Source organism: Paenarthrobacter sp. RAF54_2 (genome assembly GCF_052113945.1).
In the GTDB taxonomy this organism is placed as follows: domain Bacteria; phylum Actinomycetota; class Actinomycetes; order Actinomycetales; family Micrococcaceae; genus Arthrobacter.
Genome location: NZ_JBFRDV010000005.1, coordinates 84,679 through 105,172, shown reverse-complemented (window position 1 = coordinate 105,172; position 20,494 = coordinate 84,679). Strand labels below are relative to the sequence as shown.

General features: G+C 61.2%; 19 protein-coding genes. 3 read left to right on the top strand and 16 right to left on the bottom strand.

Features of this window, described 5'->3' with window-relative positions:
- Window positions 1-44: 44 nt before the first annotated feature.
- From AB4Y87_RS05890 to AB4Y87_RS05840, 11 genes are all read right to left on the bottom strand, one after another.
- The gene (locus AB4Y87_RS05890; protein WP_003792170.1) at window positions 45-143 is read right to left on the bottom strand and encodes a 30S ribosomal protein bS22; all 99 of its coding nucleotides are present in this window, start codon (window positions 141-143) and stop codon (window positions 45-47) included.
- Window positions 144-314: 171 nt separating this feature from the next.
- Complete coding sequence (locus AB4Y87_RS05885) at window positions 315-527, bottom strand: helix-turn-helix domain-containing protein (protein WP_167263970.1); 213 nt, start codon at window positions 525-527, stop codon at window positions 315-317.
- Between the two features lie 151 nt (window positions 528-678).
- A complete protein-coding gene (locus AB4Y87_RS05880; RefSeq protein WP_442003487.1) occupies window positions 679-1,836 on the bottom strand; it encodes a 3-deoxy-7-phosphoheptulonate synthase in 1,158 nt (385 codons plus the stop codon).
- A 219-nt stretch (window positions 1,837-2,055) separates the two neighbouring features.
- Entirely contained in the window at window positions 2,056-3,063 is a 1,008-nt protein-coding gene (locus AB4Y87_RS05875) for an acetylxylan esterase (RefSeq protein WP_442003486.1), read from the bottom strand.
- 61 nt (window positions 3,064-3,124) lie between these two features.
- Window positions 3,125-3,832, bottom strand: a complete 708-nt coding sequence (locus AB4Y87_RS05870; protein ID WP_442003485.1) for a DUF1961 family protein — start codon at window positions 3,830-3,832, stop codon at window positions 3,125-3,127.
- Window positions 3,829-4,500: a rhamnogalacturonan acetylesterase gene (locus AB4Y87_RS05865; RefSeq protein ID WP_442003484.1), complete on the bottom strand. Its 672-nt coding sequence runs from the start codon at window positions 4,498-4,500 to the stop codon at window positions 3,829-3,831. The genes AB4Y87_RS05870 and AB4Y87_RS05865 overlap by 4 nt, the downstream gene beginning before the upstream one ends.
- 26 nt (window positions 4,501-4,526) lie before the next feature.
- Window positions 4,527-5,399, bottom strand: a complete 873-nt coding sequence (locus AB4Y87_RS05860) for a carbohydrate ABC transporter permease (RefSeq protein ID WP_442003483.1) — start codon at window positions 5,397-5,399, stop codon at window positions 4,527-4,529.
- Complete coding sequence (locus tag AB4Y87_RS05855; protein WP_442003482.1) at window positions 5,399-6,391, bottom strand: ABC transporter permease; 993 nt, start codon at window positions 6,389-6,391, stop codon at window positions 5,399-5,401. Before AB4Y87_RS05855 ends, AB4Y87_RS05860 begins: the two co-directional genes overlap by 1 nt.
- Entirely contained in the window at window positions 6,370-7,899 is a 1,530-nt protein-coding gene (locus tag AB4Y87_RS05850; protein ID WP_442003481.1) for an extracellular solute-binding protein, read from the bottom strand. The genes AB4Y87_RS05855 and AB4Y87_RS05850 overlap by 22 nt, the downstream gene beginning before the upstream one ends.
- 4 nt (window positions 7,900-7,903) lie before the next feature.
- A complete protein-coding gene (locus tag AB4Y87_RS05845; protein ID WP_442003480.1) occupies window positions 7,904-8,146 on the bottom strand; it encodes a hypothetical protein in 243 nt (80 codons plus the stop codon).
- On the bottom strand, window positions 8,139-8,852 hold the full coding sequence (locus tag AB4Y87_RS05840; RefSeq protein WP_442003479.1) for a YesL family protein: 714 nt from the start codon (window positions 8,850-8,852) through the stop codon (window positions 8,139-8,141). Before AB4Y87_RS05840 ends, AB4Y87_RS05845 begins: the two co-directional genes overlap by 8 nt.
- A gap of 356 nt (window positions 8,853-9,208) precedes the next feature.
- On the opposite strand from AB4Y87_RS05840, the gene AB4Y87_RS05835 reads away from it, so the two are divergent.
- Both AB4Y87_RS05835 and AB4Y87_RS05830 read left to right on the top strand, forming a co-directional pair.
- Entirely contained in the window at window positions 9,209-11,239 is a 2,031-nt protein-coding gene (locus tag AB4Y87_RS05835) for a DUF6807 family protein (RefSeq protein WP_442003478.1), read from the top strand.
- A 101-nt stretch (window positions 11,240-11,340) separates the two neighbouring features.
- Window positions 11,341-12,936, top strand: coding sequence for an HNH endonuclease (locus AB4Y87_RS05830; RefSeq protein ID WP_442003477.1), 1,596 nt, complete (start codon window positions 11,341-11,343; stop codon window positions 12,934-12,936).
- Window positions 12,937-12,966: 30 nt separating this feature from the next.
- On the opposite strand, the gene AB4Y87_RS05825 is transcribed toward AB4Y87_RS05830, so the two are convergent.
- The 5 genes from AB4Y87_RS05825 to AB4Y87_RS05805 are packed head-to-tail and all read right to left on the bottom strand — an operon-like array spanning window position 12,967 to window position 18,190.
- Window positions 12,967-14,253, bottom strand: a complete 1,287-nt coding sequence (locus AB4Y87_RS05825) for an MFS transporter (RefSeq protein ID WP_442003476.1) — start codon at window positions 14,251-14,253, stop codon at window positions 12,967-12,969.
- 40 nt (window positions 14,254-14,293) lie between these two features.
- Complete coding sequence (locus AB4Y87_RS05820) at window positions 14,294-14,962, bottom strand: Poxvirus protein I5 (RefSeq protein ID WP_442003475.1); 669 nt, start codon at window positions 14,960-14,962, stop codon at window positions 14,294-14,296.
- 25 nt (window positions 14,963-14,987) lie between these two features.
- Complete coding sequence (locus AB4Y87_RS05815) at window positions 14,988-15,905, bottom strand: carbohydrate ABC transporter permease (protein ID WP_442003474.1); 918 nt, start codon at window positions 15,903-15,905, stop codon at window positions 14,988-14,990.
- Complete coding sequence (locus AB4Y87_RS05810) at window positions 15,902-16,855, bottom strand: carbohydrate ABC transporter permease (protein WP_431116433.1); 954 nt, start codon at window positions 16,853-16,855, stop codon at window positions 15,902-15,904. Before AB4Y87_RS05810 ends, AB4Y87_RS05815 begins: the two co-directional genes overlap by 4 nt.
- A 48-nt stretch (window positions 16,856-16,903) precedes the next feature.
- Complete coding sequence (locus AB4Y87_RS05805; RefSeq protein WP_442003473.1) at window positions 16,904-18,190, bottom strand: ABC transporter substrate-binding protein; 1,287 nt, start codon at window positions 18,188-18,190, stop codon at window positions 16,904-16,906.
- A 196-nt stretch (window positions 18,191-18,386) separates the two neighbouring features.
- Between AB4Y87_RS05805 and AB4Y87_RS05800 the strand changes: the two genes are divergently transcribed.
- Window positions 18,387-20,453 carry a beta-galactosidase gene (locus AB4Y87_RS05800; protein ID WP_442003472.1) on the top strand — a complete coding sequence of 689 codons (2,067 nt, stop codon included), beginning with the start codon at window positions 18,387-18,389 and terminating at the stop codon, window positions 20,451-20,453.
- Window positions 20,454-20,494: the final 41 nt, after the last annotated feature.

The window sequence follows — 20,494 nt, the reverse complement described above, 5'->3', positions numbered from 1 at the left end:
GCCGCCTTGGAAGGCAACGGGCATTCACGCTTGGTGAAGTATCTCTACTTCTTATTGCGGCGCTGGTGGCGAGTCTTGCGAAGCAGCTTGCGGTGCTTCTTCTTGGCCATACGCTTGCGGCGCTTCTTAATAACTGAACCCACGAAAGTTCCTTACAAACTAGATGAAGGTCCTGTCTGTTGGAACGGATCCGCGGACTAGCAGCAGACAGTACAACTGACAGATTCTTACATTGACGTAAAACGTTCCTTAACAGAGTACCGCTTCAAAGGGGCACCCCGTGACCACGGTCCGTGGGACGGACCCCGGCGCCCTCATGCGGTCTCGGATTGCCCGTCGACCACTGCACCCTTGAGGTACTGGGCCACGGCCTCTTCAGGCACCCGGAAGGAACGGCCAAACCTGACGGCAGGCATTTCCCCTGAGTGGACCAGGCGATACACAGTCATTTTGGAAACGCGCAGGACCTCGGCTACTTCAGCCACAGTCATGAAACGCGCATTCGAGAAGTTAGTCTCCGCGGACATTTCCCATATTCCTTTGCTCTCAGCTGGACAGGACACCCCCAGTAGAACGGTGTGCCGATGCTGAGCCATCAAACAACCATGTGCTAGATACTCTAGAGGCTGAAGTGACCAATGTGAAAGCATTTCCGGTAAGTGGGACTCTACTCCCCGGCTACTCCCCCGAAACCAGCCGGCGCTTCCGGGCAGACGCAGCGAGCTGTTCCAGCACCGAGGCGGTGACGTCCCATTCCATGCAGGCATCGGTGACGCTCTGGCCGTAAACGAGCTCCTGCTCCCCCGCGAGCTGCTTGGCCACATCCAGGTTCTGCGCCCCTCCCACGAGGAAGCTCTCCAGCATGACGCCAGCAATCGGTGAGGTCTCGCCCGCCTCAAGTTGCGCACCGATTTCCAGGGCAACTTCAGCCTGGCGGTGGTGGCTCTTGCCGCTGTTGGCGTGGCTGGCGTCCACGATCAAGCGCGGGTTCAGCCCCTTGGAGCCGAGCTTGGCCGAAGCAGCTGCAACATCGTCGGCAGAGTAGTTGGGGCCCTTGCGCCCGCCGCGCAGGATCACGTGGGTGTCCGGGTTGCCGGACGTCGCCACGAGAGCCGCGCGGCCGTCGTCGTCGATTCCGAGGAAGGCTTGTTCAGCGGCAGACGCGCCGCACGCGTCGATGGCCACCTGGAGGTCGCCGTCGGTGCCGTTCTTGAAGCCGATGGGCATGGACAGCCCGGAGGCAAGCTGGCGGTGGATCTGGCTTTCGGTGGTGCGAGCGCCGATCGCACCCCAGGAGACGAGGTCGGCCATGTACTGCGGGCTGATGGGTTCCAGGAATTCAGTGGCGGTGGGCAGTCCCAGCGCGGTGACCTCTTTGAGGAAGCCGCGGGCTGCCCGCAGGCCGGCGGCAATATCGTGGCTGCCGTCCAGGTGGGGATCGTTGATGAGGCCCTTCCAGCCGACTGTAGTGCGGGGCTTCTCGAAGTACGTCCGCATGACGATCAGCAGGTCTTCCTTGTGCTTCTCCGCCTGGCTGACCAGCCGACGTGCGTATTCCAGACCGGCCTTGGGATCGTGGATGGAGCAAGGCCCGACGATTACCAGCAGGCGGTCGTCCACGCCGTCCATGATGGCCCGGACTTCATCCCGACCACGGTCGACGACGGCAGCTGAGCGGGCGTCCAGCGGCAACTCGGCGATGAGGTCCTTAGGGGGCGGAAGCGGCTCGAAGCGGGCCACGCGCAAGTTGGAGGTGGCGGGCTGGGAAGCTTTCCCGGCAGCGGGGAGTGCCTCGTTATCGAGTGTCTCGGTGGATTCTGCAGCGATGCTGGTCATTTCTGGGTCCTGTTCCGGATGCGGAGCGGGCCCCTTTTCAGAACCCGCCGGATATGGCGAAGGGCAGAGAATAATCTCTGCCCTGCTGGCTCTGAAGGAAAGTTGGATGCGTGTCAGTTAGACGCGGGCCCCTCCAGAGCCAACGAAAAATACGCATACCAACGGTTAGTCATAGCCACACCATAGCCGCGGTTCGTCAAACCGGGCAAATTGGGTCCGTCATGATGACAAAAGTTTGCGAAGGAACTGGAGCTGCTTGATCCAGTGGTGTTCCTGGCCGCCTTCGTGGTTGTTGAAGCGGTAGACCTCAATGTCCTTAACGGGCCCACCTCCCGAAAGACCGTAATTGTTAAAGCTCGCAAATACGGTTGACGGCGGGCAAATGTCGTCCATTTGGGCGGCTGAGAACAGGGCGGGCACTGTGGCTGCCCGGCCGAGATGCACGCCATCGAAGTAGTTCAGAACGGCAAGCATGGGCTCGTACTTGTCGCGGTGCCGCCCCAGGAAGCCGGCAATTTCGGGGTATGGCCCGCGTGGCGCGATGTCGATCGCACGGGGAAAGTCCTGCAGGAACGGGACGTCGGGCAGCGCGGCGATCACGCCGTCGAGCCTTCCGGCCACCAGCCCGGCGGCCGCCACCGTGATGCCACCACCTTGGCTGATTCCGGCGAGCACCACTTTGGAAGGGTCGACGGCGGGATGGCTCTGCGCCGCTTCTACCGCACGGAAGGCGTCCACGTAGACCCTGCGGAAGTAGTAATCGTCCTGATGGTCAGCTCCCCGGGTCATCAGCCCTGCATAGTTGATGCCGCCGGCTGATGGATGCGGATCCGGGGTGTCACCGGATACGCCCCCATAGCCCTGACCGCGGGTGTCCATGATGAAGTGGGCGTATCCGGCCTGCGCCCACCGGGTGTTCTGGTTAACCAGTCCGCGTCCACCGGAGTAGCCGATGTACTCCACGACAACGGGAAGTTGCTGCCCTGGTTCAAGGTGCGAAGGAATGTGGAGCCAGCCCTTGATGCGGCCTCCACCGAAGCCGGAGTAAGTGACGTCGAAGGTGTCGATGACGCTGAGGTAGTTGTCCATGGGCTCGAACACAGCATTCAGCGGCAAGGTCTGGGCCTCGGCGATGGTGCGCTCCCAGAAAGCGTCGAAATCAGCAGGCGGAACTGCGCTGGAAGTGTAGTTACGGAGCTGCTCAAGGGGCAGGTCAAAGAGAGGCATGAGGACATCCTACGTCATAAGGTTGTGTCGTCCGTCACGAGACGTCAGATCTGGAAAAGGGCTACAGCGATGTGATGGAGAGGTTCCGGTACGCCGCCCGCAAAGGGGCCATCTGACGTATCCCGAAGTAGCCGCCGCCCAGGAGTTCCCGGCTGGTGTCCACCCAGTCAAACAGGGGCAAATCATTAATCGAAAAGACCACGCGGGGACCATCTTTGATAACTTCCATCCGATAAAAGCCGCCCGCGTCTTCGGCTGGAGGAAGCGGGTCCGCTCCCTGCGATACGAGTTCGAAGCCGGCACTTTTGCGCAGGTTGCACGTCCTGAAGGCCCGCTCCGCGGCGTATTTGTGGCGGAAGTAGGAGATGTGGAGCGCATCCATATCCCCTGAGTGGTACTGCGGGTAATAGCCGGTGCGCTGAGCCAAGTCGGGAGAGAACAGATCCTTGCCGTCGTGCCCCCGCGCAGAGAAGAACACCATGGCCAGGCCTGGTTCCTCAAGCGGAAGGAACTCCCACCTGATCCGGACATGGTCCGGGACTTCTTCAGGGCACCAGAGGGTCCAATGGGCGTGGTCTCCGTGTTCCTCTGGGTCGAGGGAACCGGAAAGGAGAAGTGCTGTGCTTTCTGCGAAAGCCGGCCCCGAGCCGGCGGTTCCCTCCGGGGCCAAGGCCGGCCCGCCGTCGTCGTAAATGCCCAACTGAACCGGCCCCTCGGCGACCCAACCAGCGATATCCGAAGGACCCTGCAAAGGGTTGGCATAGATCACGCCTTCGCCCCCACGGTAAGGGTGGCCACCAGTCCGTAGCCGAGGGCCTCGAGTTGCTCCGCGACGAAACCGGCAATCCGCTTGGCTCCTTTCTCGTGGAAGTGTGTGTTGTCCTCCAGACCGCCAGCCCAGTGCGCATGCTCTCCGGGGGCAAAGTGGAAGAACAACTCCTTGGACCCCTCCTCCCCCAGCTCTTGGTACAGCGCGCGGGTCCATTCATTGAGGTCGATGAGGTCCAAGCCAAGCTCAACCGCCAACTCGTGAACCACCAGAGGATATTCACCCAGGGTGAGGTCCAGACGCCCGGCCGTGAAATGCCGGCGCTCCACTGGCGTGCACAGAAGGGGAATGCCGCCCTTGGAACGGACGTCGGCCACCATTCGCTTCAGGTTGTCGGTGTAGCCCGTCCGGGCAGCGAGATGGGCGCGCTTTTGGTCGTTGTGCCCGAATTGGATCAGCACGAGATCGCCCTTCACGGTCTGGCCCAGCAGCTGATACCAGAGGCCTTCATCGCGGAACGACTCCGTGCTGGCACCGCCCTTGGCATAGTTGTGGACCGCAGCCCACCAATAGGTCTCGGGCGCGAGGTGGGCTCCCCAACCGCTCATCGGGTATTCGTAACTGGGGCAGGCCGCCACGGTGGAGTCGCCCGCGAGGAGGATTTTCATGATTTTCCTTTCATCATGCCGAGCCCCTACCCCTTAACCGAACCGATCAGCATTCCCTTGGCAAAGTGCTTCTGCAGGAAGGGGTAGAAGATGAGGATGGGCAGGGTTGCCACCACGATCACGGCGAACTTGATGCCTTGCTCGGGCGGGATGTACGACGGATCCACATTGCCGGTGCCAAGGAGATCCGAGGCAGCTGTCACCTGGCGCAGGTACATCTGCAGGGTCCACATGTTGTTATCGCTCAGGTAGAGCAAGGGAGACATGAAGTCGTTCCAGATACCTACAGCGTAAAAAAGCGCAAAGGTTGCCAGCACCGGCTTGGACAACGGCAGCAGGATCCGCCAGAGGATTCCGATCTCGGTGGCGCCGTCCATCTTGGCCGATTCCTCGAGTTCGGCAGGGAGTTCCTGGAAGAAGTTTTTGATGATGATCAGGCTGAATGGGTTGATGGCCGCAGGCAGGATGAGCGCCCAGTAGCTGTTCAGCAGGCCCAGGTCCTTCACCAGCAGAAACGTTGGAATCATTCCGCCTGAGAAGACCATGGCAAAAACCACCAGGGACAGGATCAGTTTCCGGCCACGAAGTCCACGTTTCGCCAGCGGGTAGGCCATGGTGACCGTGAGAACCAACTGCACCAGCGTCCCAACCAGTGTGACCAGCACGGTGGTGATCAGGGCTCTGGTAAAGGACGGCGTGGACAAAATGTACTCATAGGCCCCCAACGTGAATTGCTCGGGCCAGACGAAGAACGCCCGCCGGGTAATTTCCGCTTCGTTGGCGAAGGATCCTGCCAGGACGTAGACGAAAGGCAACAGCGTGATGATGCCGATCAGCGTCAGGAAGACGTAGTTGGCGGCATCGAAAATCCGCCCGCCCCGCGTGTTATGAATCTTCATTAGAAAAGTCCGCTCTGGTTGAACCGCTTGGACAGCCAGTTAGTGCCGAAGATCAGTACGATGCCCACCAAAGACTTGAAAAGCCCGACGGCGGTGCTGTAGCTGTAGGCGCCTTGGGTGATGCCTACGAAGTACACGTAGGTATCGAAGACGTCGGCCACGCTGCGGTTGAGTGCGTTGGTCATGAGGTAGATCTGCTCAAAGCCGGTGTTGAGCATCTGCCCGATGGCCAGGATGAGCATCACGATGATGGTGGACCGGATGCCGGGCAAGGTGATGTGCCAGACGCGCCGGAACCTGCCGGCGCCGTCGATAATTGCGGCCTCGTACTGGTCCTGGTCCACGGTGGCCAGCGCTGCCAGGAAGATGATGGTTCCCCAACCGGTGTTCTTCCAGATCTCCTGAAGCACAATCAGCGGCCGGAACCAGTTCGGATCGGACAGGATATCCACGTTGGTGCCGAACAATCCGTTGACGAACTGGAACAAGGGTCCGATGTCCAGGGCGAACAGCAGGAAGCTCAGCGACGCCACAATAGTCCAGGACAGGAAGTGCGGGATGTAGACGAGTGTCTGGACGGTTCGCTTCAGCACCGAAAGCCGGACCTCGTTGAGCAGCAATGCCAGGACGATGGTCAGCGGGAAGGCGATCCCGAGGTTCAGGAACGCCAGGATCAGTGTGTTGCCCAGCAACCTCGGAAAGTCCGGGTTGGCGAAGAAGTCGGTGAAGTTCGTCAGACCTACCCAAGGACTGCCGTTGACGCCCAGGAACGGAACGTAGTCCTTGAAGGCAATCGAAACACCGTACATGGGACCGTAACGGAACACCGCGAAGTACACGACGCCGGGCAGGAGCAGCAGATACAACCATTTGTAATGCGCGAAGTGGACTGCAAAGCTGCGTCGCCGCGCCGGGGCGGGCGGCTTGCTGGCCACCCGCTCCGGGGCTTTGGCTTCGACGACCGGGGCGGTCACTTCTTGGTGTCCTGCCACAGCTTGTTTATTTCTTCTTTAACCTTGTCACCGCCGCTGGTGTTCCACAGCTTGATGGCATCCTTTAAGCCCTGCTCGTCCAGCTGTCCGGCGAGGTACTTTATGCGGGCGTCGGCCACGATGTTGTCCAGTTGCGCACCCTTGGCGACATACGTGGGCGAAACGAAGGCCGCGGCCGGGTTGTACACGGCACTCTTGAGGTCGTTTGCCATCACTGCGACGCGGTCGTCAAAGACCTTCTGCTCGTACTCGGACGCCTGCTTCACTGGGTAGAAGTTGTTCCCAGTGACGTTGGTTCCGAGTTGCGCGTAGCTCTTGATGTCGGTGTTTACTACCTTGCCCTCCGGCGTTTCCGGCTTGATGGTGGCCGCCAGGCCTTCCTCAACCGTGAAGTTGACTCCCTCGATGCCGTTGTTCATCAGGACGGCAACTTCCTTGCTGTTGAGTTTGTCCAGGAATGTCAGGACGTTCTTCAGGTCAGCTTCGGTTTTTACGCTGGACTTGGGGATGGCAAGGAAGCCGGAGTAGCCGTCGGTCGGGTGGGCGTGCAGTTCACCGTCCGGGCCCTTCAGGCTGCCTACGAAGCCCACTTTGTTCTGGAAGTCGCTCGGGTTGGCCTGCTTGAAAAGGTTGATCAGCACGCTGACCCGGGAGTCGACGTCGACAATTATGCCGCCCTTGCCGTTGAAGAAGGGCTCATTCCATTTGGTGGGATCGAAGGTGGCGAAGTCGGGGTTGATGAGTTTCTCGTCCACCATCTTTTTGATGAAGCGATCGGCCTCCAGGAATTCCTCGGTTTCGAAGCTCGGCACCAGCTTGCCGTCCCGCTCGGTCCAGCGGTTTCCGGCGCCGAACCAGGTCTCGATCATGTCGTAGGGGCTGTTGGTGCCCAGGGCGCCCCATTTGGGAATGGTGATGCCGTAGGTATCGTTCTGGCCGTTGCCATCCGGATCCTGCTCGGTGAATGCCTTGGCCACCTTGTACAGGTCTTCTGTGGTCTGCGGCGCCTTCAGGCCCAACTTGTCCAGCCAATCCTGGCGGAACATCACGGCGGCGCGGATCGGATTACGAGCCCTGAAAACCCCGTAAACCTTGCCGTTGACGCTGGCGTTTTGCTGGACTTCGGGGAACGTGGTCTTGAGGTTCGGGTAGTCCTTGAGTTTATCTGTGAGGTCCCAGAACGCCCCGGCTTCGGCGTTCTTCACGAAGCCCGGCGACTTGCCCTGGACCACCAGGACGTGCGGGATGTCGGAGGAGGCCAGGGTGATGTTCATCTTGTCCTCGTAGGAGGCGTTGGGCGCCCACGAGATGTTGATGTCCTTGCCTGTGAGCTCTTCAAGCTTCTTCTGCACGGCGCCGTCCGGCGTTGGCGGCTGCGCCTCCAGGAAGGGCGCCATGATCTTGACGGATGAGAGGTCCGACGCCGGCGCTTCGCCACCGCAGGCGGTCAGGGCCAAGGCGGCAGAGACGACGACGGCGGCCGCCAGCGTTGGTTTTCTACGGAACATTTTCCTACTCCACTTCTTCGGGGTTGTTGTCGATCGACGATTCCGGGGACACACCAGGGAAGCGCTTCAGGCTCCACAGGTGCTGGCCGTTCTCGTCTTGATACGTTTCATTAGTGCTCGCACCGAGAGAATCTGCGCCCGGTTCGGGGCGCCCTTGGACAAGTTCGGCATGCCCTTGGATGTCAAGGGATCGATGGAGGACGCGGCGCGCGCCCGCGGGCGGGCCTTGGCGGCTGGTTTCAGGCAAGGCTGGTCTCCTTGGCGGTGGAAGGGGTGGTCGAGGGAGTCACTGCGCGACTTGCAGCTGCAACTGCAAGTGCAGCGCCGGCTTCCTTCGCAGCCATGGCGTCATCATTCGCGGCGAAGAATCGGTCACACAGCCAGCCCGTGACATAGAGCCAAGCGCCAACACCAAAGAAGGGCACCAGTCCCGGAAGGGAACGGCAGGCGAATGCGGCGGCAGCCGTCACGAACAGGAGTATGACGGTCCCCGCGAGGTGGCGCATAGCGAACCGGGAAGACATCAGAAAGTACTGCGGAAGTGTCAGCTCATACCGGGCAAACATCGGAAAGAGGTAGCACAAGGCTCCGGCGGCAAAGAGGACAGCCAGGAGGATCGCGGCCGATGCCACTTGCGAACCCAGATCCCAGCCGGCAGAAAAGTAGCCCCAGTTCAGGGCAAGGGCCGCCGCAACCACCAAGACCGGAACGCCGAGGGCATTGCCCTTCCCAAAGTTCTTGAAGTACTCCTTGGCGTAGCGACGCATCAAAGGCACGGCATTTCCCTGTACCTTTTCACGGACCAGGATGTGGGCCGCAGCGGTACTGGGCCCGGCCCCCAGCACCACGCCACCCAGCAGCGTGAAGACGATCCACAGCATATTCAGGCAGGCGATCCATAGGAGTGTGTCGAAGAACGTGTAGGCCCGAAAGCCAAATCCCCCAGAAGTCATGGCACTCCCTTTCTCCATCGTTGCAGAACTCGCCCATTTATCTGGCGCCGAGGATTACCTTGGAATCTCCCCTCGGTCACCAATGCCAGCCGGTGCGGACTTGGCTAAGTGCGCCACGTCACAAGTAAACGGTTTCACCGCAATCTAGACTGACCACGCACTTCCAGTCAAGGTTTAATTTGAATCGTTACATTCGCGGAGGGATCGCGCTACACTTGCAGAATCAGCTGTTGGAAAGCGCTTGCCGGTTGTGGCTTGCGAGATATAGCCTGAGGCGCTGGGGCCTCTTGAGGAAGGCCTTATCGACGACGCCGTTCGGGTGCTTGCCAGCAGTTGCCAGCCAGCAGAGGAGAATCATGGAAACCACTTCCGCCGGGTCCGCCAAAAGTCCCAGCACCCTCAGGACTGCACCTGCAAGGATCGCCCTGGTAGGCGTTCATGGCTTCGGCGCCCATCACCTTCAGAACCTGGAAAGGCTCAGGTCGGAGGGCGTGGTGGATCTCGTTGCAGTCGCAGACCCGAATCCCCCGGCCCGAGGCACGTTGCCGCCTTCCACGGCCGTCCACTCTGATCTGGATGAGCTGCTTGCCGGGGGCCATCGGCCGGACGTGATCATCGTGGCAACTCCGATCCAGACACACGCCCCATTGGCTCTTTCCGTGCTGACTTCCTCCGCAGATCTCTATCTTGAAAAGCCTCCGGTCGCTTCCATGAGGGACTTCATCCAGCTCCAGGAGGCAGCCGCAACAGCTGGCCGGAGCGTGCAGATCGGGTTCCAAAGTTTGGGTTCCCATGCACTCACCGCGCTGGAAAAACTGGCCAGCGGGGAAGCTTCGGCAGAACTCCCCGGCATTGGAACGCTCAAAGGCATTACGGCCACAGGGCGCTGGGTCCGGGACCGCGCATATTACAAACGCTCGCGGTGGGCTGGAAGGCGCAGCCTCGGCGGAGTTGACGTAGTGGACGGCGTCGCCACCAATCCCTTGGCCCATTCAATCGCCACGGCCCTCCGGATAGCCGGAGCGCGGACAGCACAAGACCTGGCAGCCGTGGATACGGATCTCTACCGGGCCAACGACATCGAGGCAGACGATACCTCCGTGATTCGGATACGGACAGTGGACGGGCTGCCCATCACTTGCGCCCTGACTCTGTGCGCCACCGAGTCAGTGGAACCCTACGTCACGCTGCACGGGACCGAGGGAACGGCCGTGTTCCACTACACCGAAGACCACGTGACGGTCCGCACCGAAGCGGGCGAAACAACGCGCACGTTTGGACGAGACGATCTCACTGAAAACCTGCTCCACCATTTGTCCCACGGCACTGCGCTGCTGAGTCCACTGGATGACAGCGGCGCGTTTATGCGCGTCCTTGAAGCCATTCGCACCGCTGACGCCCCGGCACTCATTCCTCCGCGATACGTGAAATGGGTAGGCGAAGGCGAACAAGCGCATCCCGTGATTCACGGGATAGAAGAAATCCTGGAGCGGGCAACCCGCACTCATGCCACATTCTCGGAGCTCGGGCTTCCTTGGGCGCGGAAGAACACTGCCGCCGCTGAGCCCCTTTTCGCCGCTTATGCTGACTCTCCCACTGCAGTCTTCCGCGCTGGCGACGCCTTGGAGTCGGAGCTTTCCCCGCGGCCATATCTCCACCCCGTTGCCACGCCGTCAGGGATTGTAGTGACGGAACATATGACTGTGGACCACGTGTGGCATCTCGGTGCCGGGTTCGCCCTCCAGGATGTCAACGGCAGCAACTTCTGGGGTGGCCGCAGCTATCGGCGTGCGGCTGGCAGATATGAAGATCTCAGAAACCACGGCCGGATCGAGGTCCACGGCCTGCGCCGCGAAGAGGACGAAACCACGCTTGACCTCCACTGGCTCGCGGCCGACGGCGGACTCCTCCTCGAAGAGCAACGGAGCTACCGGCGAACGCTTCTGGACCCCGGCACCTGGCGACTCGATATCCAAACGGAACTAACCGCCGTCGTGGACGTCTCACTGGGCAGTCCCGGTTCCCACGGCGCCGGAGGCAGTGGCTACGGCGGCTTCTTCTGGCGCCTCCCCAGCAACGATTCCCCACGCGTCTTCTCCGCCGCTGCGGAAGGCGAGGCTGCTGTGCACGGCTCGGTTGCGCCGTGGCTTGCGTGGAGTGGAGAGTTCGACGGGGGCCCTGCCACTTTGGTGTTTGCCGCACCTCCCGAATCGGCGGACCCGTGGTTTGTTCGCTGCAGTGAGTACCCTGCCGTGGGTTCTGCCTTGGCTTGGGACACTGCCGTTGAGCTAACTGCAGGCGAGTCCCTCACGCGCACAAACACGGTCTGGATCAGTGACGGAACCCTTAGCGTGGAGGCCATTGGGGAGTTGGTTGCCGGACGTTGAGTGGGCTCGTGGTGTTGCTTGGCAAACGCGCGTAGCCACTTATTTTTCGGGGCGTTGGTCGGGGGCCTTATATTGTCGTAGCCCTGGGGCAGAGTGTGGGTATGGATCCGATTCGGGCAAGGCCAGCACCCACGCAGGTTTCGACTGCGCCTGCGCCTGGGAACGCCAGGTCTTGGGATCTCAAGTCAGGGACCGCCTTGTCCAGCGGCTCTGGGTCCGGTGGCTCTGACGCTGAGGAGTTGCTTGCCGGGGTGGGCTCTTTCCACGTCGGCGCAGGCAGCAACGAGCTGATCGATCAGCTTCGTGGCCTGGAAGACGTGAAGTCAGCGATCGCGGCTTTGCAGGCCAGGATCGCTGTGGCCTTTGATCTCGCCCAGCGCCAAGCGCATGCGGAGATCGGCGCTCCGGCGGCTGAGCAGAGCCAGGGTGTCGGTGCACAGATCGCCCTCGCCCGGCGTGAATCACCCAACAAAGGATCCCGGCTCCTCGGACTCGCCAAAGCCCTGGTCTCCGAGATGCCCCGCACCATGGCCGCCCTGGAAACCGGGCAACTGAACGAATGGCGTGCCACCCTGCTCGTGAAGGAAACAGCCTGCCTCTCCGTCCAGGACCGGGCCGCGGTTGATGAGGAACTCGCCCCCGACACCGGAACCTTCGACGGCGCCGGAGACAAAACCATCATCGCCGCCGCCCGAGCCGCAGCCTACCGGCGCGATCCGCGCTCCGTGACCCAGCGCGCCGCCCACGCCGCGTCCGAACGGCACGTCAGCCTCCGGCCCGCTCCGGACGCCATGACCATCCTCACCGCGTTGCTCCCCGTCGCCCAGGGCGTCGCCGCCTACGCAGCGCTCACCCGGCACGCCGACTCGGCCCGCTCCGGCGGGGACACCCGGAACCGCGGACAGGTCATGGCCGACACCCTCGTCGAACGCCTCACCGGCACACCCGGCGGCATCAGCGGCGTCAACCTCAACCTCGTCATGACCGACCGCACCCTCTTCCAAGGCAACAGCGAACCCGCACGCCTCCAAGGCTACGGAATCGTCCCCGCCGAGTGGGCCAGGACGCTCCTCGCCGGAGGGCAGGCTGGGCAAGAAGCGAAAGCCGGCGTCGACGGGCAAGCCAAGAAGGGTGAGGGGCAAGCCGAGGTGGGCCCGGAATCCACAGCGAGCCCGGAGCCCAAGGAAGGTAGGGACTTCAAAGTCTTGCTCCGCCGGCTCTACACCGCTCCAGCCAGCGGAGAACTGCTGGCCATGGACTCCAAAGCACGCCTCTTCCCACCCGGGATGCGCCGCTTCATCGAAACCCGCGACGACACCTGCCGCACCCCCTACTGCGACGCGCCCATCCGTCACATCGACCACGTCATTCCCTGGCACAACGGCGGCACCACGAGCCTCGCCAACGGGGCCGGACTTTGCGAAGCCTGCAACCACACCAAAGAGAACCCCGGCTGGAACGCAAAAACAATCCCCGGCGGCCGGCGTCAACTGGAAATCAGCACCCCCACCGGACACAGATACCAATCCAAAGCCCCACCACTGCCAGGGCATCCGCGCGCCCCAGCCAGGCCTGTCGCTCGGGCAACACCCGTCGCACCGCCGCCTCCCGCAACGTGGTTTCCAGCTTCGACCTCACTTTGGGAGAGCTTCTTACTGCAGCGCCGGCCCAGCACCTTAACGAGCCGAGCACCTTAACGAGCCCAGTACCTTAACGAGCCCAGCACCTTAACGGGCTCGGTCAAAACTCCGCTTTCGGCCCAGCAACCAAAGAAGGAAGCCAATCACCACCGCGGAAGCCATACCCAGCGCACCGGTGACCAGCAGTGCGGTACGCACGCCGAAATCTTCCGTGAGCCAGCCGGCGAGCAAGCCTCCCAAGGCATGCCCACCCAAGAGAAGTGGAAAGTAGAGGGCCAACACCCTGCCACGCACGCTTGCGCCAGCTTCGAGCTGGACGCTGGTGGCCGCACTGGTGAGGAACATGAGAGTCATGAAGCCAACCACCACGAGCATGGCTACGAACAATTCCTGCGTAGGCATGAGCGCGGCAAGGAGCTGCGTGAGCCCGAAGAGTGCGGCGCTACCCACGATCCCTTTGCGACCCAAGTGCTTGATTCGGGCAGCTAGGAGGGCGCCAGCCAAGGCTCCCAAGGCGCTGACCATATTGAAGAGCCCAAATCCGGCAGGACCGCTGTGCCACACACGGTCAGCGAATGCTGCGAGGATCACTGGACCGTTCATGCCGAAGGCTCCCAAGAGACCCGCCAACAGCATGATGAGGAGAAGCTGGGGCCTGGCACTCACATACTCGAAGCCTGCCAGGATTTGTCCACGCCTATCCCGCGGCGGGCTGTCAGGGTCGTGTGCGTGATGAAGCTCAGATGGCCGAACAATGGCGATCATCACCAAAACGGCCACCCCGATCCCCGCGTTCGTCGCAAACGCAGCGGCTGGGCCAGCTTGGGCAATGACGACGCCAGCCAGGGCGGGACCGAGCATGGCACCCAGTTGACCTATCGCACTGTTGAGGCCGATGGCCGCCGGTAGGCCGACATCACCTACTACCTCATTGACGAAGACTTGCCGGGCGGGCCCATCAATAGAGCTGGTAATTCCCAAAGCAATGCAGGAGCCGTAGACAACCCACACGTCCGTGCCTCCCATGGCATTCCAAACGGCTAGTCCAGCGGCCAGTAGTGCAGCTACAGACTGGCACACCATGAGGATTCGGCGCTTCGGAAAGAGATCCACCAGCACACCGCTGATAGGACCAACCACCAACATGGGCAGGAATTGAAGTGCCACGGCCAACCCCACCGCGGCCGGGCTTCCGGTGAGTTGCAGGACGAGCCAGTCCTGGGCGAGTCGTTGCATCCACACTCCGCCGCTGCCGACGAGCGAAAGCATCACGAAGATCCGGTAATTGTGGTGGCGGAGTGGGTAATACCAAGTCTCTCTGGAGCGACTAATGGCTGCTTTGGTGGAAGACCCGGATTTGGGACGCGGTGACACGGGGTGCTCTGCTCGATTCAGCGGGTAGTCGGATGCACACTCAGTTTTTGGTGCGGCTGGCAGCCCTGATCTTGACCGCAGCAGCGGCCAGAATCAGCATGCCGGGAACAATCACGAAGAGCGCCTGCAGCATCCACACAAAAACGACTGCCACGAAAACGGCCGCGAGGAGCAACAGCGAACCGCTCCCATCACGGAACGAATCAGCCTTGGCTTGGGAGTAGGCAAGCCGCCACTGCTGCTGTGGACCCGGAAGATCCACAGACTTCCGGCCGGCGTCGCCCGCCCAGACCACTCCGCCGCTCCAGTTGCCGGCGATCCTGAGCAGGAGCACGGCCGCTGCGGCCGCCAGAATCAAGGTCGCCGGCAGAATCAGTACCCGCCCGGGCAGTTGACCCACCAGTGCGAGCACCAGGTTAAGGACAATCACGACGGCGGCTGCCGCCGTCGTGATTCCGATCTTCCAACTGCCGGGAAGCGCACGGCGGAAGTTGCCCCAAAGGCTCCGAAGGGAGTCATCCCTTCCACTGAGGTGCCGCTCAAGATGCGCGACGCCGGCAGCATAGGCGGCCGGCACCGTCACCAACGGGACGGACAGGAGGAGCACAACGACTCCGGCGAGGATGGTCTCGGAGAAGAGGGCAAAGCGGTTGACCGAGATGGCCTGCTTGTCCGAAGAGGACTTTCCTGTGGTGTCCATGATGCTCATTTTCTTCCTCGGTTTTCGGTGTCCGTCAGCCCTTGAGGCCCTGTGTTGAAACGCCTTCTACGATGTAGCGCTGGAAGACCAGGAAGAAGACCAACACGGGCAAGAGCGCAAGAACTGACATGGCGATCATGGCTCCGTAGTCCGAGCTCTGGGTCTGGTCCACGAAGAGCCGCAAAGCCAGCGGCAGCGGGTATTTTTCTGGCGTGTTCAGGTAGAGCAGCGGGCCCAGGAAGTCGTTCCAGCTCCAGATGAAGGAGAAGATCGACGTCGAGATCAATGCCGGCTTCATGAGCGGGAGCATGATGGAGCCGAAGATCCGCACGTGACCTGCGCCGTCGATGCGGGCTGCTTCGTCCAGTTCGGCCGGGAGGCCGCGCATGAACTGGACCATGAGGAACACGAAGAACGCGTCCGCGGCGAGGAACTTACCGATCAACAGCGGCACATAGGTGTCTACCAGGCCAAGCTGCTGGAACACGATGTACTGCGGGATGATCACCACATGGAACGGGAGCAGCAAGGTAGCAATCATCATGCCGAAGAAGATTCCGCGGCCGGGAAAGTTGATGCGGGCAAAAGCGTACGCCGAGACACTCGCTGAAAGGATGGTGCCGACTACTGCACCGACGGCCAGAATGAGGGAGTTGGTGAAGAACGTCAGCGTGGACACCCCGCCGATGCCGTCCATGGCCGTGACGAAGTTGTCGAAGCTGAAGTTGTTGGACCAAAGCTGGGTGGTGGAACCACCGATTTCGGAGTTCGGTTTGAAGGACGAGGCCACCATCCACAGAGCCGGGTAGAGGACTACCCCCACAAGCGCCAACGCAACGATGTGGAAGATGATGCTTTTGATGTGCTTGACCGTGCCTGACTCGGACTTCGGGTTATACACCGGAGCTGGCGTGGCGGGCGTGGACTGGGTGGGGGTTGCCATGGTTGTCATTTTGAATCACCGCTGTAGTGGACCCAGGACTTGGAGGTCTTGAAGAAGATCAGCGTGATGATGCCGACCACGATCACCAGGAGCCAGGCCATTGCAGAGGCGTAGCCCATCCGGAAGTCGCTGAAACCGCGCAAGTACAGGTAGAGGGTATAGAAGAGGGTGGAGCCTGCGGGGCCGCCTTCACCATTGGAGATGATGTAGGCCGAGGCGAAGATCTGGAACGCGTGAATGGTTTCCATCAGCAAGTTGAAGAAGATCACAGGGGAAAGCATGGGCCAGGTGATGTTGAAGAACTTACGGACCGGACCTGCGCCATCCATCGAGGCTGCTTCATAGAGGTCTGCAGGAATCTGCTTGAGCCCGGCCAGGAAAATCACCATCGGGGCGCCGAACTGCCACACCGTCAGGAGGATCATCATGGGCATCGTCATGGATGGATTGCCCACCCAACCGCCGAGGTTGATCCCGAAGAAGGACAGGCTCTCATCCACAGGACCGGAATCGCCAAACATCGCCTTCCAGACAATTGCGATGGAAACACTGGCACCGATCAGGGAGGGAGCGTAGAACGCGGAACGGTAGAACCCCTGTCCCTTTCGCTTGCTGTTCAGCAGCATGGCGATCGCCAGGGCAGCAGCGAGCTTCAAAGGCGTACCGAACACTACATAGCTCAGGGTTACGCCTACCGACTGCAGGAAACGTTCGTCCTGGAAGAGCGTGGCGTAGTTGTCCAGGCCTATCCACTTGGGGGGATCGAAAAGGTTGTAGTTGGTAAAGGAGAGGTACAGCGAAGAAATCATCGGACCCACGGTCAGGGCAATGAATCCGAGCAGCCAAGGAAGCAGGAAGGTGTAGCCGGCGCGGGCGTCCGCCCCTCGTCGCCGCGAGGTGCGCGGCTGCGAGGGAGCGGACGACTGGGAGCGCCTGCTCAGGGTTGGGGTTTGAGTCACGAGATCAGTCCGTCGGTCGGAAAGCCTGGATCAGACACAAATGTCTGCTCAGGCATTCTGCTTGATAAGGTCTTCGGCTTCCTTGAACCACGCATCTGCAGCGCCGTCGATGGTGAGTTTGCCGTAGTTGAGATCGGAGCTGACGCGCTTGAAAGAGGATTCAAGCGTGCCGAAACCGACGATGGGCGGCTCCGGAGCATCCTTGAGGTACTTTTCGATGGACTTTTCGTAGTCCACAACCAGCTTGTCTGTGCCTTCAAAGGTGGTTCCGTCGCGCTGGGTCTTGGATGCCGGAACACCACGGGAGGTCTTGAAGATCTGGCCTACCTCGGGATCGTTGACCATGAAGTCGATGAAACGGGCAGCAGCATCCTTGTACTTGGTCTTGGCACTGGCCACCATCAGCATCGAGGGCTTGAGAAAGAGTCCCAGGTTGTCGGAGTTATCGGAAGGAACCGGTACCAGCTTCAGTTCCTTGGCGCCACTATCGCCGAGGTAACCGGCCATGAAGTTGTCCCACGTGACTTCCGTGGCAGTGACGTTTGAGCCGAACGGGGACTTCGGCAGCAGCTGGGTGGTCTTGTCTTCGCCAACGATCGCCGGGGTTCCACGAAGCTGGGCCGTGGTGTTCCACCACTTCTTGAGGTCGTCCTTGGAAAACCCAAGCTTGCCTTCATCCGTAAAGGCCTGAATGTTGTTTTGGCGCAGCCAGATGTTGAACATCCACCAAACGCCGGTGTAGTCGGTGCCGCCGAACAACGTTCCGTTGCCCTTCTGCCCCACCTCGGCAAGGAAAGAGTTGAACTCCTTGTAGTTCCACGTTCCGTCAGGCTCAGCGATGCCCATGGCCTTGAGCTTGGCGGGATCGTAGTAGACAGCGAACGCATTGGTGCTGGTAGGGATGCCGTAAGTTTTTCCACGGATCTGGCCCGAGGGCAGGAGTGATTTGTCGAAGGCATCGGTGTTGATCTTTACGGTGCCCAGGTCCAGTAGCTGGTTACGCTGGCCGTAGTCGCGCAGGTAGGACAAGTCCCACTGCATAACGTCCGGCAAGCCACCACCGGCAGCTTCAGTTGCGCGCTTCTGCCAGTAACCAGCGAAGTCCGTGAAGTTGCCGTTGACCTTGACATCCGGATTCTTGGACTCGAAGAGTGCAATCGCTTTGCGGGTGCGTTCGGCACGGTCGTCGTTGCCCCACCAGGTGTACGTGATGGTCACGGGGTTCTCGGCAGAACCCGTCTTGCTGGACGACGAAGACTGGCCGCAGGCGGACAGGAACGCCGCAGATGCAGTGCCAAGGGCCACCGTGGTGAGGAAATTCCTTCTGTCGATCATGAGAGCCTCCTTGCTCAGTTGGTGCAAGCCTCTTCGTTCCCCACCAGGGAGAGTGACGTCGCTTACACTCGTTCTGAATCGATACAATATCCTCAATCGCGAATCTGGGCAAGCGTTTTCCAAGATCCTCGCCTACCCTGATAGCAGCCAAGCTCCACAGTTATCCCGCACTGCCGAACCTGACCAAGGAGTCCCTTTGTCCTCCCCTGAACTCTCCCGCGGCCCGTCCGGAGCCTCATCCAAAGGCCCATCCGCAGCCTCGTCTGTATGGAACAGCATCAACGGCCTGGCCTACGGCGGCGACTACAACCCTGAGCAATGGCCGGACGACGTCCGCCGTGAAGATATTGAGCTCATGAAGGAGGCGGGGGTCAATTTCCTGAGCGTCGCCATCTTCTCCTGGGGCCTGCTGGAACCCGTGGAAGGCCAGTACGATTTTGGCTGGCTGGACGACGTCATGGACAACCTCCACGAAGCCGGCATCAAGGTGGCACTGGCTACGGCTACCGCATCACCGCCGGCCTGGCTGGCCAGGAAACACCCCGAAATCTTGCCCGTGACAGCGGAAGGAACAAGACTGGAACGCGGCTCGCGGCGCCACTACACGCCGTCGTCCTCGGTGTACCGCAGGTACGCGACCACCATGACGCGGGTCATCGCCGAACGCTACAAGAACCACCCGGCCCTGGCATTGTGGCATGTGGACAACGAGCTCGGCTGCCATGTTGGCGAGTTCCACGGGGAAGAAGACGCTGCCGCGTTCCGGGCCTGGCTTGAACGCCGCTACGGATCCATTGAGGCACTCAACGAGGCTTGGGGAACAGCCTTCTGGTCCCAGCACTACGCCTCGTTTGAGGAAATCATCCCGCCCGGAGCCGCCCCCACCACGCTTAACCCCGRCCAGCAGCTGGACTTTGCACGCTTCAATTCGTGGGCGTTCATCGATTACTACCGTGCCCTGCTGGCAGTTATCCGCGAAGTCACACCGAACGTCCCGGCCACCACCAACTTCATGGTTTCCAGCGCCACCAAAACCCTGGACTACTTCGATTGGTCCAAGGACATGGATGTGATCGCGAACGACCATTACCTGGTGGCTGCCGATCCTGAACGGGAAATCGAGCTTGCCTTCAGCGCTGACCTCACGCGCGGCGTGGCCGGCGGCGAACCGTGGATCCTGATGGAACATTCCACGTCGGCGGTCAACTGGCAGCCACATAACCAACCCAAGATGCCCGGGGAAATGCTTCGCAACTCCCTGGCGCATGTGGCCCGCGGCGCCGACGCGGTCATGTTCTTCCAGTGGCGACAGAGCAAGGCTGGATCTGAAAAATTCCACTCAGCCATGGTTCCCCACGGCGGACGGGACACACAGGTCTGGCGCAACGTGGTGGAGCTCGGCGATGCCCTGTCCAAAGTGGAATCCGTGAAGGGCTCCCGGGTGGAATCGCGGGTTGCTTTCGTCTTTGATTACGAAGCATGGTGGGCAGCGGAGCTGGATTCGCACCCAAGCCAGGACCTGAAGTACCTGGAAACGATGCGTGCTTTCCACCGCTCTTTGTACCTGCGTGGTGTCACTGCGGACTTCGTCCACCCCTCCGCCGACCTCTCTGGCTACGATCTCATCCTGGTCTGCACCCTCTACGCCGTGACGGACGCTGCCGCCGCCTCCATCGCTGCCGCAGCAGAGGCCGGCGCAACTGTCCTCATCAGCTACTTCAGCGGCATCGTGGATGAGCAGGACCACGTTCGGTTGGGTGGCTACCCGGGCGCTTTCCGCGAATTGCTGGGTATCCGGACCGAGGAATTCCACCCACTTTTCCCCGGCAGCACAGTCACCCTCAGCGATGGAAAAGTTGGCTCCTTGTGGAGCGAGCACGTTCACCTGGCTGACCCTGAGGGCGGGCCAGCTGAGGTTTTGGCTGCCTTCACGGACTACCCGCTCGACGGCGTCCCCGCCCTCACGCGCAGATCCACCGGGGCGGGGGCGGCTTGGTACCTTGCCACACTCCCCGACGCCGACGGCATCGATTCACTGACTGCCCGTCTGCTGGACGAGGCTGGGGTGACGGCCGCTGCCGAGGCTTCTGCCGGCGTCGAACTCACCCGGCGGCGATCCGCAGATGGCGGAAGTTTCCTCTTCGCCATCAACCACAGCCGCGAGGACGTGACGGTGAAGGGCGACGGCGACGAGCTGCTGAGCGGAGCTCGCTTCAGTGGCGTGGTCCCCGCCGGAGCCGTAGCAGTTATCGCGGAAGACTAACCCAAAAACCGCGCCCCGGGCGGATCACGAATGATTCGCCT